The sequence below is a fragment of the Ramlibacter sp. genome (genome assembly GCF_028291745.1).
Classification (GTDB): Bacteria; Pseudomonadota; Gammaproteobacteria; order Burkholderiales; family Burkholderiaceae_C; genus Ramlibacter.
On sequence record NZ_JAQGNQ010000011.1, the window covers coordinates 1 to 16383 of the forward strand.

At 69.8% G+C, this 16383-nt stretch carries 14 protein-coding genes; 6 read left to right on the plus strand and 8 right to left on the minus strand.

Annotated features, from left to right (window positions below; all coding sequences use genetic code 11):
* The 3 genes from JWP60_RS01825 to waaF form a co-directional block, all read left to right on the plus strand.
* Positions 1-808, plus strand: an 808-nt coding sequence (locus JWP60_RS01825) for a branched-chain amino acid transaminase (RefSeq protein WP_299785814.1), incomplete at its 5' end; no start/stop codon positions are given.
* 3 nt (positions 809-811) lie between these two features.
* The gene (locus JWP60_RS01830) at positions 812-1033 is read left to right on the plus strand and encodes a zinc-finger domain-containing protein (protein WP_299785816.1); all 222 of its coding nucleotides are present in this window, start codon (positions 812-814) and stop codon (positions 1031-1033) included.
* 94 nt (positions 1034-1127) lie between these two features.
* Positions 1128-2105: a lipopolysaccharide heptosyltransferase II gene (gene waaF, locus JWP60_RS01835; protein WP_299785853.1), complete on the plus strand. Its 978-nt coding sequence runs from the start codon at positions 1128-1130 to the stop codon at positions 2103-2105.
* 100 nt (positions 2106-2205) lie between these two features.
* Here waaF and JWP60_RS01840 read toward each other — a convergent pair whose 3' ends face one another.
* Positions 2206-3063, minus strand: coding sequence for a LysR family transcriptional regulator (locus JWP60_RS01840; RefSeq protein WP_299785818.1), 858 nt, complete (start codon positions 3061-3063; stop codon positions 2206-2208).
* A gap of 66 nt (positions 3064-3129) precedes the next feature.
* Between JWP60_RS01840 and JWP60_RS01845 the strand changes: the two genes are divergently transcribed.
* Both JWP60_RS01845 and JWP60_RS01850 read left to right on the plus strand, forming a co-directional pair.
* Positions 3130-4314, plus strand: coding sequence for a YbfB/YjiJ family MFS transporter (locus tag JWP60_RS01845; RefSeq protein WP_299785820.1), 1185 nt, complete (start codon positions 3130-3132; stop codon positions 4312-4314).
* Complete coding sequence (locus JWP60_RS01850; protein ID WP_299785822.1) at positions 4307-4915, plus strand: carboxymuconolactone decarboxylase family protein; 609 nt, start codon at positions 4307-4309, stop codon at positions 4913-4915. The genes JWP60_RS01845 and JWP60_RS01850 overlap by 8 nt, the downstream gene beginning before the upstream one ends.
* 348 nt (positions 4916-5263) lie before the next feature.
* Here JWP60_RS01850 and JWP60_RS01855 read toward each other — a convergent pair whose 3' ends face one another.
* The 3 genes from JWP60_RS01855 to JWP60_RS01865 all read right to left on the minus strand — a co-directional run bounded on the left by JWP60_RS01855 (position 5264) and on the right by JWP60_RS01865 (position 8723).
* The gene (locus tag JWP60_RS01855; protein ID WP_299785824.1) at positions 5264-6466 is read right to left on the minus strand and encodes an ATP-binding protein; all 1203 of its coding nucleotides are present in this window, start codon (positions 6464-6466) and stop codon (positions 5264-5266) included.
* A 13-nt stretch (positions 6467-6479) separates the two neighbouring features.
* Positions 6480-7193: a response regulator transcription factor gene (locus JWP60_RS01860; RefSeq protein WP_299785826.1), complete on the minus strand. Its 714-nt coding sequence runs from the start codon at positions 7191-7193 to the stop codon at positions 6480-6482.
* A 129-nt stretch (positions 7194-7322) separates the two neighbouring features.
* Entirely contained in the window at positions 7323-8723 is a 1401-nt protein-coding gene (locus JWP60_RS01865; protein WP_299785828.1) for an MFS transporter, read from the minus strand.
* A 153-nt stretch (positions 8724-8876) separates the two neighbouring features.
* Between JWP60_RS01865 and JWP60_RS01870 the strand changes: the two genes are divergently transcribed.
* A complete protein-coding gene (locus JWP60_RS01870; protein ID WP_299785830.1) occupies positions 8877-9386 on the plus strand; it encodes a MarR family winged helix-turn-helix transcriptional regulator in 510 nt (169 codons plus the stop codon).
* 151 nt (positions 9387-9537) lie between these two features.
* Here JWP60_RS01870 and JWP60_RS01875 read toward each other — a convergent pair whose 3' ends face one another.
* The 4 genes from JWP60_RS01875 to JWP60_RS01890 form a co-directional block, all read right to left on the minus strand.
* Positions 9538-11772, minus strand: a complete 2235-nt coding sequence (locus JWP60_RS01875) for an ATP-binding protein (RefSeq protein WP_299785832.1) — start codon at positions 11770-11772, stop codon at positions 9538-9540.
* A 1-nt stretch (position 11773) separates the two neighbouring features.
* Positions 11774-12337: a YfiR family protein gene (locus JWP60_RS01880; RefSeq protein ID WP_299785834.1), complete on the minus strand. Its 564-nt coding sequence runs from the start codon at positions 12335-12337 to the stop codon at positions 11774-11776.
* Positions 12338-12342: 5 nt separating this feature from the next.
* Complete coding sequence (locus JWP60_RS01885; RefSeq protein WP_299785836.1) at positions 12343-14235, minus strand: TonB-dependent receptor; 1893 nt, start codon at positions 14233-14235, stop codon at positions 12343-12345.
* A 100-nt stretch (positions 14236-14335) separates the two neighbouring features.
* Positions 14336-16270: a PAS domain S-box protein gene (locus JWP60_RS01890; protein ID WP_299785838.1), complete on the minus strand. Its 1935-nt coding sequence runs from the start codon at positions 16268-16270 to the stop codon at positions 14336-14338.
* Positions 16271-16383 lie beyond the last annotated feature (113 nt).

Here is a 16383-nt window from a genome sequence, read left to right on the forward strand (position 1 = left end):
AGGCGTGCGGGCGTACAACACCGTCAACGGCACCGCGATCTTCCGGCTGCAGGAGCACACCGACCGGCTGTTCAACAGCGCCAAGATCCTGCGCATGAAGCTGCCCTTCAGCAAGGAAGAAGTCAACGAGGCCCAGCGCGCCGTGGTCAAGGCCAACAACCTGGAAAGCTGCTACCTGCGGCCGCTCACCTGGATCGGTTCGCAGAAGCTGGGTGTCAGCCCGCGCGGCAACCAGATCCACCTGATGGTCGCGGCCTGGGCCTGGGGCGCCTACCTGGGCGAGGAAGGCATGAAGCGCGGCATCCGCGTCAAGACCTCCAGCTACACGCGCCACCACGTCAACATCACGATGACGCAGGCCAAGGCGGTCAGCAACTACAGCAACTCGATCCTGGCCAACATGGAGGCGCTGGACGACGGCTACGACGAGGCGCTGCTGCTCGACAGTTCGGGCTTCGTGTCCGAAGGCGCGGGCGAGAACGTGTTCGTCATCAAGGACGGCGTGGTCTACACGCCCGACCTGTCGGCCGGCGCGCTGAACGGCATCACCCGCAACACCATCCTGCACATCGCCAAGGATCTCGGCATCGAGGTGGTGCAGAAACGCATCACCCGCGACGAGGTCTACATCGCCGACGAGGCCTTCTTCACCGGCACCGCCGCCGAAGTGACGCCCATCCGCGAACTCGACCGCATCGAGATCGGCGCCGGCTCCCGCGGCCCCATCACCGAGAAGGTGCAGGCCGCCTTCTTCGACATCGTCAACGGCCGCAATCCCAAGTACGCCCACTGGCTCACGCGCGTCTGAGCCATGAACACGCCCACGAAAAAGGAAGCGGTCGTCGAGCTGCTGGCGAAGGACCTGAACACCAACGGCGGTATCTTCTGCCCCAGCCCGCGCGCGGACATGAAGCTGTGGAACATGCATCCGCGCATCTACCTGGACATCGCCCAGAGCGGCGCGGCCAAGTGCCCGTATTGCGGCACCGTGTACAAGCTGAAGGAAGGCGAGCACTTCGGCGGCGGTCACTGACCGGCACGCCCGTGAATGCCGCAAGGGGCGGCTGCGCGCGGCTCCCGCCGCCGTGCCGTGCGCCGGCCCCCGATGATGTCCTGCCATGCTGGCCCTGACCCAGTCCCTGATCATCGCCCCGCAATGGATCGGCGATGCCGTGATGACCGAGCCGCTGCTGCGCCGGCTGCGCGAGCGCGGCGACCGGCTCACCGTCGGCGCGCTGCCCTGGGTGGCGCCGGTGTACCGCGCGATGCCGCAGGTGCACGAGGTGATCGAGCTCCCGTTTCGCCACGGTGGCCTGCAACTGGCGGCGCGCCGCCGCATCGCGCGCGAGCTGCGGGGGCGCTTCCACGTCGCTTACGTGCTGCCGAATTCGCTCAAGAGCGCGCTGCTGCCTTTCCTGGCCAGCATTCCGCGCCGCATCGGCTATCACGGTGAAGCGCGCATCGGCCTGCTGACGCACCGCCTGAAGAATCCGAAGGACCGGCCGCCGATGGTGGCCTACTACTCCGCACTCAGCGGCGAAAGCGGGCTCGAGCAGGACCGGCCGCGGCTGGTGCTGCCCGATGCCCACGTGGCGCAGGCGCTGGAGCATCACGGGCTGCAGCGGGGAGGCTATGTCGTGGTGGCCCCCGGCGCGGAGTACGGGCCGGCCAAGCGCTGGCCGCACTTCGGGGCGCTGGCGGCGTTGCTCGATCGGCCGGTGATCCTGCTCGGCTCGGCCAAGGAGGCGCCGCTGTGCGAGGAGATCGCGGCGCAGGCGCCCGGGCGTGCTCGCAACCTCGCGGGGCAGACCTCGCTGCTGGAGGCCTTCGCGTTGATCGCGGGTGCCGGCCACGTGGTGAGCAACGACTCGGGCTTGATGCACGTAGCGGCGGCCTTCGGCGTGCGGCAGGTGGCGCTGTTCGGGTCGTCCAGTCCGCTGCATACCCCGCCCTTGAGCGACAGCGCGCAGGTGGTCTGGCTGAAGCAGGATCCGGACTACCAGCCGCCGCTGGACTGCGCGCCCTGTTTCCAGCGGGAGTGTCCGCTGGGACATTTCCGGTGCTTGAACGACGTGACGCCTGAGCGGATCCGCGCACTGGTGTGATTCGTAGGCTGGGCTGCGCGCAGCGCACCCCAGCGTCGACACGCAGCGCTGGGGTGCCCTATCGGGCAGCCCAGCCTACGAGCTACCTCCGTCCCCATCGTCAATCCAGCAACTCCTGCAAGCGCACCAAGCTCGTCGAGGGCGTGCCCTGCCACACCAGATGCGTCCGGTTCCTGCGCACGCGTGCCGGCAGTTCATGCTGCCGCACGTCCTTGGCCGAGTGCACGGTGGCCAGCAGCGAACGCGGCACGATGGCATAGCCGGTGCCGGCGGCGACGCAGGCGATCATCGCCTGGTAGGACGCGAACTCCAGCGTGCGCGCCGGCATCAGCGCCGACGCACCCAGCCATTCCTCGACGCGCTTGCGGTAGGAGCAGCCGTTGGCGAAGGCGATCAGCGTCATGCCTGCAAGATCGCTCGCGCGCCGCACCGGGCGCACGTCCTCGCCGGTGATCAGCACCAGTTCCTCCTCGAACACCTTGCGCGAAGCGAGCGCGCCAGGCGTGAACGGCTCGCTCACAAAAGCGGCCTCGATCTCGAAATTGCCCACGCGCTGCACCAGCGCGCCGGTGGTGCCGGTCACCAGTTCGACCACGACGCCGGGATGCTGCCGATGGAAGCGCGAGAGGATGGGCGCCAACCGGCTACCGGCCGTGCTCTCCAGCGAGCCGATGCGGAACACGCCCATGGCGCGCCCGCTTTTCAGCTCGCTCTCGGCTTCGTCGGCTAGCCGGAACAGGCGCTGCGCATACGACAGCAGCAGCTCGCCCTCGGGCGACAGCACCAGGCCGCGGCCCTGGCGGCGGAACAGGGCGCGTCCGAGCCGCTGCTCCAGCTGCTTGATGCGCGTGGTGACGTTGGACTGCACGCGATTCAACTTGCTGGCTGCGCGGATCACTCCACCCTCCTGCACCACGGCGCGGAAGATCTCCAGGCTCTCCAGATCGATGCTTCTCATGGCGGGAACGATGCTCCAGATTTATTCATTTGTGGCGCGTGGCCATTGTGGCTGTAATCGGTGGCCATGCCCAAGCCTCCCGCCCTGCGCCCGGTCGTGCTTGCCGGCCTGCTGTCACTGGCAGCGGCCATGGGCATCGGCCGCTTCGCCTTCACGCCGCTGTTGCCGCTGATGCTGCGCGAAGGCGGGCTGGACCTGGCCTTGGCCGGCTGGCTCGCCGCGGCCAACTACGCGGGTTACCTGGCAGGCGCGCTGACCGCCGCGCGGCTGCCGCTGGGGGCGCGTTCACTGGCGCTGCTTGCCCTGGTCGCAACTGCGCTGCTCACGGCAGCGATGGCGGTCTCGTCGCTGCCGCTGTGGCTGTTGTTGCGGTTCGGCGCGGGGGTCAGCTCGGCGTGGGTGTTTGTCGCCACCAGCGTGTGGTGCCTGGGTGCGCTGGCGCGGCGGGGTCGCGGCGATCTGGCCGGCTGGGTGTATGCGGGGGTGGGCATCGGCATTGCATTGACGGGCCTCTACTGCGCTGGTGCCGCAAGGCTGGCGTCCTCCATGCTGTGGGTGCAGCTCGGCGTACTCGTGCTTGTGCTCACGCTGCCGGTCGCCTGGGTGCTCGCGCGCACGACGACCGACACCGCAGCGTCGAGCGCGGTGGCCGCTGTGCCAGCGTTGGCGCAGGGTGAGGTGCGCGGGCTGATCGCGTGCTACGGCCTCATGGGCTTCGGCTACATCCTGCCCGCCACGTTCCTGCCGGCGATGGCGCGCTCGGTGGTCGCCGATCCGCGCGTCTTCGGCCTCGCCTGGCCCGTGTTCGGGGCGACCGCCGCGGTGTCAACCGTGCTCGCCGGCTGGCTGCTGCGACGCGCCACCCGGCTGCAGGTCTGGGCGGCCAGCCAACTGGCCATGGGGGTGGGCGTGCTGTTGCCTGGCCTGTGGCGCAACGGCTGGACCATCGCCGCTTCCGCGCTGCTGGTGGGCGGGACCTTCATGGTGATCACGCTTGCCGGCGTGCAGGAGTTGCGCGCCCGCGCACCGGCGCAAGCCGCACGGCTGGTTGCACGCATGACCGCCGCTTTCGCCCTGGGCCAGATCGCGGGCCCGGTGCTGTCGGCGCTGCTGTTGCAGGTGCCCGCGCTGCGCGAGCGCGGCTTGGCGCTGGCCCTGCAGTCCGGTGCTGCCGGCCTGCTTCTGAGCGCCGTGTGGCTGTGGCGGCTGGCCACGCGAACCGACCTTTCCACGGAGACTGCCCATGCCTGATGCTTTCCCTCTGTCACAAGGCCACGCGCGCCCCGGCGGCGAGCGCCTGCCGCTGCCTCCTGAGGCGGCCATGACCCCGCAGCAGCGCGCCGCCGCGCAGGCGCTGATCGATGGCCCGCGCAAAGGCGTCTACGGCCCGTTCCTGCCGCTGCTGCGCAGCCCGGTGCTGCTCGATCGGGTGGCCAAGATGGGTGAATACCTGCGCTTCGAGAGCGTGCTCGATGCGCGCATCCGCGAGCTGGCGACCTGCGCCGTCGCGCGCCACACCGGCAATCAGTTCGAGTGGACCATGCACGCGCCGCTCGCTGCCAAGGCGGGCGTGGCCGAAGCGGCCATCGAGGCCTTGCGGGTTGGCGCGCGGCCGAAGCAGCTGGCCGCCGACGAGGAAGTGGCGCTCGATTTCGCGCGCGAGCTGCTGCAGACGCAGGGCGTCTGCGACCCGACCTATGCCAGCGCACGCGCAGCCTTCGGCGAGCAGGGCGTCGTCGAACTTGCGAGCCTCATCGGCTATTTCGCGATGGTGTGCTGGCTGATGAACGTCGCCCGCACGCCGGCGCAGGCCTCGGCCAGCGGCCCGGGGCTCGATGCTTTCCCCAGCTGACGACGAAGTTGTGCCGGCCCGGCGAGGAGGTGCTGGGGATCCTGCCGGTGGGGCCGATTGCGCCGTTCACGAAGTCCGGTGGGGAGCAGGTGATCGACAGCGGCAAGGGACCAAAAAAAACAGCCACCTTGCGGTGGCTGTATCAAGTCCTTGGAAGGACGTCGTTGGGAGACTTGAATCTGGTTGCCGGGCGGCGCCAGGCAGTGGGTGCAACTCTAGTCACGCTGGCTGCGGCGTCCATCCTCCTTTCGGTGGAGATTTTCGACCGCGGTTGCAAGGCGTCCGTCAGGAATATCTTCGTGAATTTCTTCGCACTTGGCCAGTGGCACGAAGTATTTTTACTTCAATTTACGCCTGCTCACAGGGCAGCGTCAGCACGAAGCAGGCGCCTCCGCCGGGGTTCGCCTCGCACTGCGCGATGCCGTGATGGCGCTGGGCAATCGAGCGGACCAGGGCCAGGCCCAGCCCCACGCCGCCCTCGCGCTCGCTGGCGCCACGCAGCCGGTAGAAAGGCTCGAAGATGCGCTCGCGCTCGGATTCCGGCACTCCCGGTCCGTGGTCGCAGACCCGCACCATCACCTGGCCTTCGCGGGCAAGCAGCGTCACCGCCACCGGCCCGTTGCTGTAGCGGCGCGCGTTTTCCAGCAGGTTGCGGATGGCCCGCCGCAGCAGCTTGGGGACGCCCTGGACCACCATGGTGCGTTCCGAGCCGGCGTCGAGCGTGGCCCCGGCCCGGGCGCTCTCCTCGGCCGCCAGGCCGGTGAGGTCGACCGACTCGACCGTGCCGATGTCGCTCTCGCGGGCGTCGAGCCGGCTGGCCAGCAGGATCTCGTCGATCAGCTGGTCCAGCTCGCCGATGTTGCGCGTGATCTCGTCGCGGGCGCGCGGCGAGGGCTCCGGGTCCATCAGTTCCAGGCCCATGCGGATGCGGGCCAGCGGCGAGCGCAGCTCATGCGAGGCATTCGCGAGCAAGGACTTGTGGGAGTTGACCAGCGTCTCGACCCGCTCCGCCGCGTGATTGAAGCGCTGGGCCAGGTACGCCACCTCATCGCTCCCCTGCACCGGCACCCGCACGGTCAGGTCGCCTTCACCCCACTGCTCGACGCCGCGGCGCAGCGCCTCGAGCCGCAGCGTCAACCGCCGCACGATCGGATAGCTGCCGATCGCCACGGCGACGGCGACGATGCCCAGCATCCACAGGAAGCCGGTCGGCCCCCGGGGCCCCCACTGCCGCCCGCCCGCCGGTCCTTCGCCGGCCGGGCGCGGCCGCGGCGGGATCTGCACGACGATGTCGCGCCCGTCGTTCATGGTGATCGCGAACTCGACGCCCTGGCCGGGCACGCGGGTGGGGCGGACGCGGCTCTGGCCGATCACCTCGCCCGCTTCGTTGCGCACCACCACTTCGCGCAAGGGTTGTTGCTGCTGCTGCTGGTCGAGGTTCAGACGCCACAGCCAGCCAAAGGCGATCGTCAGCAGGCCGACCGCCACGATCACTGCGATCCAGATGCGCAGGTAAAGCGGGAAGCGCCAGCGGCCGGTCCAGGAAGTCATCCGCGGATTGTGCTCAATCCTGCTGCTTGGCAAACACGTAGCCGACCCCGCGGACCGTGAGGATGCGCTTGGGGTTCTTGGCGTCGGCTTCGATGGCCGCGCGGATGCGGCCCATGTGCACGTCGATCGAGCGGTCGAAGGCTTCGAGCTCGCGGCCGCGCACTGCTTCCATGATCTGGTCGCGCGTCAGCACGCGGCCGGCGCGTTCGGCCAGCACCACGAGCAGGTCGAACTGGTAGGAGGTGAGCTCGGCCGGCTTGCCGGCGACCAGCACGGTGCGGGCATCGCGGTCGATCTCCAGCGAGCCGAAGCGCATCATCTTGGCCGGGGCGGGCGCGCCGTCCGTGCGGCGACGCAGGATGGCGCGGATGCGTGCCAGCAGCTCGCGCGGCTCGAACGGCTTGGGCAGGTAGTCGTCCGCGCCCAGCTCGAGGCCGACGATGCGATCCATCGGGTCGCCCTTGGCCGTGAGCATCAGCACCGGCACCCTGCCGGTTTCGCCGGGGAGGGAGCGCACGCGGCGGCACACCTCGAGGCCGTCGATGTCCGGCAGCATGAGGTCGAGGACGACGAGGTCGGGCGTTGCACCGGCAGGTGGTTCCTCCAGCAGGTGCAGGCCGGCGCGGGCGTCGGGCGCATGGGTGACGCCGAAGCCGGATCGCTCGAGGTACTCGCCGACCATCTGCGCCAGGCGGGTGTCGTCTTCGATCATCAGGAGTTGCTGCATGAGGAGATGGTACGTTTGGGACCACCAACGCGGGGGCCCTTCAACTTCATGGTCGAGGGTTGCGACAGCGCCCTCTTGTAGCCGCCGTAAAGTTAAGTAAACCGCGGTCTCCAATCCCCGGTCTGCCCCTCAACGCGCCTCTGCCGGCTGGGCGGCCGTCGTGGTCCCCTGACGCCCCCGCATGCGCCACAGCAGCACGATCAGGAGCAAGGGGGGAATGGCGGTGAGCGCGGTCGCCACGAAGGCGGTGGCATATGCGCCGAGCAGCCCATGCGTGGGTGTCAGCGCCTCCACGCCGACGCCCGAGAACCCCTTCAGGAACTTGCCCAGCAAGGCATAGGTGGACGACAGCATCGCGTACTGCGTGGCCGTGTAGCCCAGGCTGGTCAGGCTCGACATGTAGGTGACCAGCGCCACGCCGGCAAAGGCCTGCGCGAAGGCGTCGAGCGACATCACCACGGCGAAGGTGGTCGCGTCGACATGGAAGGCGAGCAGGGCAAAGGCGCCGGTGCCGAAGGCCTCCAGCACCAGGCCGACGATCAGCGTCGGCAGCATGCCCATGCGGATCGAGCACAGCCCCGAGGCGGCCAGGCCGACAAAGGTGGCGACCAGGCCGAAGGAGCCGCGCACCAGCGCCACCGTGTCCTTGCCGATGCCCAGGTCATGGTAGTACGGGTTGTACATCGGGCCCATGACGAAGTCCGGCAGGCGGTACAGGGCCACCATCAGCAGGATCACCAGGCCGGCCATCTTGTGCTTGCGGAAGAAGTCCACGAACGGGCCGATGATGGCGTCGAGCAGCCCGCGCGCGCTCCACAAGGGCGGTTTGCTGAGCAGCACCGTGTCGGCCCGCTCGGGCTCGAAGGCGAAGAAGGTCGCGACGATCCCCACGGCCATCAGCGCGGCCATCGCCGCGTAAGAGAGCGGCCAGCCCACCCGCTGGGCGGCCGCGATGATGGCGGCGTCCGTGATCAGCAGCGCGATGCGATAGCCCAGCTGCGCGGCAGAGGTCATCAGCCCGACCTCTTCGGCGTCCGCGGCGGCCTCGATGCGCCAGGCGTCGATCGCGATGTCCTGGGTCGCCGAGGCAAAGGCGGTCAGCAGCGCGAATGCGCCGATCGGCCCCAACCCGCCCGAGACGCCCACCATCGCCATCCCGAGCAATCCGAGCGCCACCACGATCTGGCACAGCAGGATCCAGCCACGTCTTCGGCCCAGGCGCCCGAGCAGGGGAAGGTCGAGCCGGTCCACCAGCGGCGACCAGTACACCTTGAACGCATAGGCAAAGCCCACCCAGGAGATGAAGCCGATCGCCACGAGACTGGTGCCCTCGTCGCGCAGCCAGTAGCCGAAGGTGTTGGCCGTCAGCAGGAAGGGCAGGCCGGAGGAAAAGCCCAGCGCGAACATCACGGCCACCTTGGGCTGGCGCAGGCCGCGCAAGACGTCGAGTGCGGAGCGCTTGCGCTGCGTCTTGCCGGTGGCTGGCTGTGCCGGCGAGCTCTGCGCGGTTCCTGAGATAGGGTCTGACATGGCGGCCTTGGTCGGACCGCCATTATTCGTACATGTCAGGAGTCTGTGCTGCCCACCCGTCTCTGGCTGCCCGGGGCCGGGCGCGCGGCGTCGATTTCCCCCCACAGGGGCTGGCCGGCGCGACCAGCCCGTCCGTCCCCCTAAGATGGCGACATGGCCACGCGAGCAAACCCAAGAACCAAACTGGCGGCCGCCGAGACGCCAGACCCTTCGGCGCGCGTGCTGCGCCGCTTCCGGCTGGTCTTCAACGCCGTCAAGACCCACTTCCGCGCCGTCGAGACCAAGGCCGGCATCTCCGGCGCTCAGCTCTGGGCCTTGAGCGTGGTGCACGCCCGTCCGGGCATTGGCGTCAGCGAGCTCGCGCGGGCGATGGATGTCCACCAGTCCACGGCCAGCAACCTGCTGCGCGTGCTGACCGACGAGGGCCTGGTGGTCGCCGGCCGCGACGGCGAGGACCGGCGCTCGGTGCAGCTGAAGACGACGGCCAAGGGCGCGCGCGCCTTGAGCAAGGCCCCCGGCCCCTTCACCGGCGTGCTGCCCGACGCACTCGCCCGGCTGGACGCGCGCACGCTGGCCCGCCTGGACCGTGACCTCGGACGCCTGATCGAGGAGCTGGGCGCCGATGAACGCGGCGCCGGCATCCTGATCGGCTCGGACGACTAGGGCAGGAAAAAGCCGCCCCGCTTGCACGGGGCGGCAACAAGGGACCTGAAGGTGGTCACCGTTCGCACGGCCGTGCCAGTATATGCATTTGCACAAATGTTGCCACCGGTGTCCGGCCGGTGAAAAGCCGTGATCTGTTTGCCCGCCATGGTCACGCGCGCGGCTGGCGTTGCACCCGGCGCAGCAGGTCTTCCAGCACGGCGAGGTCCACCGGCTTGGTGAGGTGGTGGTCGAAGCCGGCGGCCATGGCCCGCCGCCGGTCTTCGTCGCCGCCCCAGCCGGTCAGCGCCACCAGCCGCACGCCGGCCACCTGCTGGTCGGCGCGCAGCGCGCGGGCCACCTCGTAGCCGTCCATGCCGGGCAGGCCGATATCGAGCAGCACCACGTCGGGCGCGAAGGCGCGGGCGGCCGGCAGTGCATCGCTGCCGTCGTAGACGCTGTGGGCCTGCAGGCCGAGCATCTCGAGAAAGGTGGTCAGCGTCTCGGCGGCGTCGCGGTTGTCGTCCACCACCAGCACGCGGGCCGGTGCCAGCACCGCGTCTGCGTTCGCGCGCTCGCTGGCGGGAGCGGTGACGGTCGCCGGCAGGCACGGCAGGGTGACGGTGAAGGTGCTGCCGCGGCCAGGTCCGGCGCTCTGCGCCGCGACTTCGCCCCCGTGCATCTGCACCAGGCTGCGCACGAGATACAGCCCGATGCCGAGGCCGGTGCTGGGCTGGCTGCTGCCGGGCGCCACCTGGGCAAAGAGGCCGAAGACGCGCTCCAGCAGTTCCGGCGGGATGCCGATGCCGTTGTCGCGGATCTCCACGCAGGCCTGCTCGCCGGCGCGCCACGCCCGCAGGCGGACTTCGCCGCCGGGCGGCGTGTACTTCGCGGCGTTGTTCAGGAGATTGCCGAAGGCCTGCGCGAGCCGGGTTTCGTCGCCTTCGAGTTCGATGTCCTGCTCGGGCAGTTCGACGTGGAGGGCGTGACCCGCCGCGTCCATCGCCGGCCGCGCCAGCTCCAGCGCCGTCTGCAGCGAGGCACGCAGCGAAGTGCGCGCAAGTTCGAGCCGGATCTTGCCGCTGTTGATGCGCGAGATGTCCAGCAGGTCGTCGATCAGGCGCACCATGTGCGTGAGCTGCCGGTCCATGGTCTGCAGCGTGCGTTGCTGCACGGCCTCGCCGGCGGCGGGTTTCTTCAGGATCTGCAGCCCGGTGCGCAGCGGCGCCAGGGGGTTGCGCAGTTCATGCGCCAGCGTCGCCAGGAATTCGTCCTTGGCGCGGTTGGACTGCTGCAGCAGGATCTCGGATTCCTTGCGCTCGGAGATGTCGATCAGCGAGCCGGCCATGCGGTAGACGCGGCGGTGCTCGTCGCGCAGCGCCATGCCGGTCACCAGGAACCAGCGCCACGGGCCGTTCTTCTCGCGCAGCCGGCACTCGGCCTGATAGGGTGCATGCCCCGAGAGATGGGCGCGCAGCGCGGCGCGCACGGTCGCACGGTCGTCCGGATGCATGAAGGTGGTCAGCACGCCGGGCCGGTCGGGGAACTCCTCCTCGGTGTACCCCAGCAAGGCTTTCAGCCGCGGCGAATGGAACATCGTGCCGGCGCGCACGTCCCAGTCCCACAGGCCGGCGCTGGAGCCACGCGCGGCCAGCTGGTAGCGCATCTCGCTGGCGCTCAGGGCCTTGTTCGCCTCCTGCAGCACGCGGGCGCGTTCGCCCAGTTCGTCGAGCATGGCGTTGAAGGCGTCGACCAGCTGCCCGACCTCGTCGTCGCTGCGCTTGGTGGCGCGCACGTCGAAGGCGCCGCGATCGAGCACGGTGCGCGCGACCCGGCTCACCTCCTCGATCGGGCCGGTCAGCGTCTTTTGCAGGCGGTGCGCGAGCAGCAGCGCGCCGAACAGGCTGGCCACCGTCACCGCGATCAACCAGCCGACATACTCGGCCAGCTCCGACACCAGGCCGTGCCGCGACTGCACGTAGACGCTGCCGATCACCTCGCGGTTGGACAGCACCGGGCCCACCATCGTGGCGGTCGACCAGCCGAAGCGCAGTCCGGGCGGCGGCGCGCGCGGGGGCACTTCGCCGTCCTCGCCCGCGGGCCGGAACTGCGCGAACAGCCGTCCCTGGGGGTCGTACAGCGCGGCGGCCACCACGCCGGGTTGCGCCCGCAGCACGCGCAGGTTCTGCTCGCCCGCGCGGCGGTCACCGAAGGCCAGGGCCGCTTCACTGGCCAGCCCCACCACGCCGGCCTGCGTGACGAGTTCGGCGTGCGCATCGCGCCACTCCTTGCGCGCGTCCACCAGCAGCAGCGCACCCGCGGCGATGATCAACGCCAGGCCGACGGCCGCGAACAGGATCAGGTTCAGCTTCTGCTGGATGCTGTGGGCCCTGCGGATGCTCGGCATGTCAGCGGCCCTCCACCTGCTGCGCGACGGCCAGCAGCTTGGAACTGAGTTTCAGGCCGCGGGCGTCGGCCGCCGGCAGCGAGGCGGCGAAGCGCACGCGGCCCTCGTCCTCGGTGAAGAACAGGACGGGGCCCGGCTCGCCGCCGACCGGGCCGTCGGCGACGGTCAGCACGGGGCCGTGCGCGGCGGACAGCAACTCGCGCGCGCGGCTTGCGCGGGCGCCGCCGGCGAACAGGATGTGCACCGGCGGCAGGTCCTCGCGCTCGCGGTCGCGCACGCGCAGCACCTGCACGGGGTGGCCTTCGACCGTGCGGCCTTCCGTGATCTGCTCCAGTTCCGAGGCCACGGCATCGTCGCCATACACGCCGATGACGAAGCCCGCAGCCGGCGAGCGGAAGGTGCCGGAGGGCCACTCGACGAAGCTGCCGAACTTGTAGAGGAAGGCGGCCTTGACGGCGCTTTCGCGCAAGCGCCCGAGGTTCTGCGCCTGGCCATGCGCCGCCCAGGCGGCCGCCAGCAGGCACGCACCCAGCAGCGCGAGCTGCCAGCGGCGAAGGGCGCGCACGGCAGTCACAGCCGGCACACCACCCGCAGGAAGACCCGGCGGCCGAATTCGCTCGCGTTCGCCGCGGTATCGAATTCCACATGCCGTTGCCCGAACAGGTTCTGCGCCAGCAGCGAGACCTCCACGGTGGGCGTCATCTGCCAGCCGAGACGGGCATCGGCCACCGTGTACGCGGGCACCAGCGGCGCGGGCAGGGCGCCGACGTGCCGCACCTGCACGTCGAATTCGGTGCGTCGCGGCAGGTCGAACTGCGCGCGCAGGCTCCACTGCTGGCTGGGGTCGTTGCCCAGGTTGGGAATGCTGACCGGGTCGACGGGCAGATCGCTGAAGCGCAGGTCCTTGCGCAGGCGCAGGTAGCCGAGCGTGAAGCGTGCGATCTGCATCGGCTGCAGCTGCGCCCAGGCCTCCAGCCCATCGACGTGGCCTTCGATGCGGTTGGCGACCACCGCGGGCTGGCCGCGGCCGGCGCGCAGGCCCGCGTAGCTCTGGCGAAACAGCGTCCCCGAATACGAGACGTTGCGCCCCGCCTGGCCGCGGTGCCCCAGTTCGGCGACGTTCGCCACCTCCGACTGGAAGTCGGCGCCGCCGGCAATGATGAAAGGCGCGTTGCCGGGCAGGAAGAACTCGCGGTCGACCCGCGCCGGCGCCCGCACCGTCCGCGACAGGGCGGCCCACGTGGTGGCACGGTCGCCGTGGTCATAGGCCAGGCGCAGCGTGGGCAGCACCTCCACGCCGGTGTAGGTGTTGCGTTCCAGCTTGATGCCACTGGTCATTTGCCAGGGCCCACCTTGTCGCTGGTACTGCGCGAACACGTTGGCCCAGTTCAGGCGACGTTCGTCGGGGATGAAGCGCACGAACACGCTGGGCTCGTTGCGGTCGTTGCCGCTGCGCAAGCCGGCGCCCCACAGCAGCTGCTGGCCCGCCGGCAGCGTCGGCTCGTGCGTGAATTGCACATCGATGTTGTCGGCCCGGTTGCGGAAGGTGAGCAACTCGTCGCGCCCCTGCAGGTCGTACGAGGCCTGGATCCGGTACGGGCTGCCGTCGGCGAGTCGGCTCTCCCAATGCGCCAGCAGGTTGCCCCCATGCAAGCGGGGCGCCACACTGCTGGCCGGATCGCCGCCGCCGTGGTACAGGTCCCCCTGCAGCGTGAATTGCGCCTGCCCGAACGAGGTGTCGGCGCGGAAGCCGGCCTGCTGCTTGGTCGTACCGTCGCCGCGATCCGTGTCGTCCGCGCGGTGCGTGCCGCCGCGGTCGATGCCCATCGCGTACAGGCGCAGGTGGCCGGTCTCGCCCAGCCGGCCGCCCCAGCGCACCGCCTCGTCGCCGCCGTGGCCGGAGCGGGTGGCGGTCAGCAGCGTCCCCTGGGTGGCGGCCGCCGGCTTGGTGATCACGTTGATGATCCCGTTGACCGCATTCGCCCCCCACAGCGTGCCGCCCGGGCCGCTGATCACCTCGATGCGTTCGATGTCCTCCAGCACCAGGTCGTGGTGGTCCCAGAACACGCCGGCGAACAGGTTGGAGTAGACGCTGCGCCCGTCGATCAGCACCAGCAGCTTGTTGGCGATGGCGTTGTTGAAGCCGCGCGCGCTGATCGCGTACTGGCTGGCATTGAGGCGCGCCACCTGCAGGTTCGGGGCGAGGCGCAGCGCCTCGGGCAGGCTGGTTGCGGCCGAGCGGCGGATGTCCTCGGCCGAGATCACGAAGACCGAAGCCGGGGCGCTGCGCAGGCTTTCCGGCCGGCCCGAGACCGAGGTGACCGGCAGTGCGCTCAGCTCCTCGAGGCTCAGTTCGGCCAGGCTGGCACCGGCAGAGACCTGCTGCGCACGCGCCTGCGGGGCGCAGATGCAGGCGGCCAGCAACGCGGCGCGGGCGGTGGCTCCGGACGACACGACAGCCATGGAATTTCCAGGCAAAAGCGCGATGGTAGGGTGGCCGGCTCGACCGCAGCTGCTGCGCCCCCGATCTGCCGATGCTGTCCTACAGCCGGAGAATGCGACCTCAGCGGCGCGGGGTCGTCGGCACCGGTCCGGCCCGGCCACGGGCCTCGTTCAGCAGCGCCACCAGCGCATCGAGCTCCACGGGTTTGGTGAGGTGGGCATCGAAGCCCGCGGCCCGGGTGCGGCGCTTGTCCTCCTCGTTGCCGAAGCCGGTCATCGCCACGAGGTAGGGTGCGGGCACCAGGTGCTGGTCGCTCAGGCCGCGCCGCGCCTGGAAGCCGTCCATGCCCGGCATGGCGAGATCCAGCAGGATCATGTGCGGGCGAAAGCGCGTCGCCATCGCGATGCCGCTCTCGCCGTTGTACGCGGTCTCCACCACGTTGCCCAGCAAGCGCAGCACGTCGGTGGCACTGTCGGCGGAGTCGCGGTTGTCGTCGATCACCAGCACCCGCAGGCCGCCCGCGATTTCGCCGCGCGCCTCGCTCTCCTCGATCGGGGCTGCCGGCGTGGCGCGCGGCAGCCGCACGGTGAAGGTGCTGCCCTGGTCCAGGCCGGCGCTGCAGGCATCGATGCTGCCGCCATGCAGTTCCACCAGCGAGCGCGCCAGCGTGAGGCCGATGCCCAGGCCGCTCTCGGCGGCCGCCGAGGTGCCGCCCTCGGCCTGCATGAACAGCTGGAAGATCGCCTGCAAGTGCTCCGGTGCAATGCCGCGCCCGTTGTCCTGCACCACCAGGTGGGCGAAGTTGTCGTTGCCCTCGATGCGCAGATCGATGCGGCCGCCGTCGGGGGTGTACTTGGCGGCGTTCACCAGCAGGTTCTGCAGCACCTGCGTGAGGCGGGTGGAATCGCCCTGCACGTACACGGGCTCGTCCGGCTGCTGCACGGTCAGCGTATGGCGCCGCGTCGCCACCAGCGGCCGCACCGCCTCGACGCTGCGCGCCGCGATGTCCGACAGGCGCAGCAGCTCCTTGCGCAAGGTGATCTTGCCGGTGGTGAGGCGACCCACATCGAGCAGGTCGTCCACCAGCCGGGTCACGTGCGTGAGCTGCCGGTCGATCACGTCGCGGCAATTGCGCAGCACCGGGCTGGAGAGCGTCTCCAGCTGCATGATCGTGACGGCATTGCGGATCGGTGCCAGCGGATTGCGCAGTTCGTGCGCCAGCGTGGCGAGGAATTCGTTCATGCGCCGGCTGGTGCCTTCGAGTTCCTCGAGCCGGCGGCGATCGCTCATGTCGCGCGTGATCTTGGCGAAGCCACGCAGGTCGCCGCCGGGGCCGTACACCGCGGTGACGACGACGTTGGCCCAGAACAGCTTGCCGTCCTTGCGCATGCGCCAGCCTTCCTCCTCGACCCGCCCGTGCTCGCGCGCGGCCTGCAGTTCGAGCTCGGGCTTGCGCTGCTCGCGCGCTTCGGGCGGGTAGAGGACGCTGAAGTTTCGGCCGATGATCTCGTCCGCGCTGTAGCCATTGATGGCTTGCGCACCGAGGTTCCAGCTCTGGACGATCCCCTGCGGGTCGAGCATGGAGATGGCGTAGTCGCGCACGCTGTCGACGAGCAGCCGGAAGCGCTCCTCGCTGACGCGCAGTTCTTCCTCGTGCAGGCGCCGCTCGGTGAGGTCGCGGGTGATCTTGGCAAAGCCGCTCAGCTCGCCCATCGGCCCGTAGAGCGCCGTGATCACCACATTGGCCCAGAAGCGGGTGCCGTCCTTGCGCACGCGCCAGCCCTCGTCCTCGAAGCGGCCACGCGCCTTGGCCAGGCGCAATTCTTCCTGTGGCCAGCCGGAGGCAACCGCGTCCGGCGGATAGAAGATGGAGAAGTGCTGCCCGAGGATCTCGTCGCGCCGCCAGCCCTTGAGCTTCTGGGCACCACTGTTCCACGACATGATGTGCCCCTCGGGGTCCAGCATGAAGATGCCGTAGTCGGTGACCGCCTCGATGAGGAGCTGCAGCCGCTGCTCGATGCTGTCTTCCTGGGTCTGCGCGACAGTGGAGTTCATGGGAAGGCCGATTATCCGGAATGAGGAGCGGGTCAGCGCCAATCAGCGCACGCAAACGCGGTCTCGTCCTACGGAGCCGCCGCAGATTTTTGTCATGACGACCCGCCTGTCGA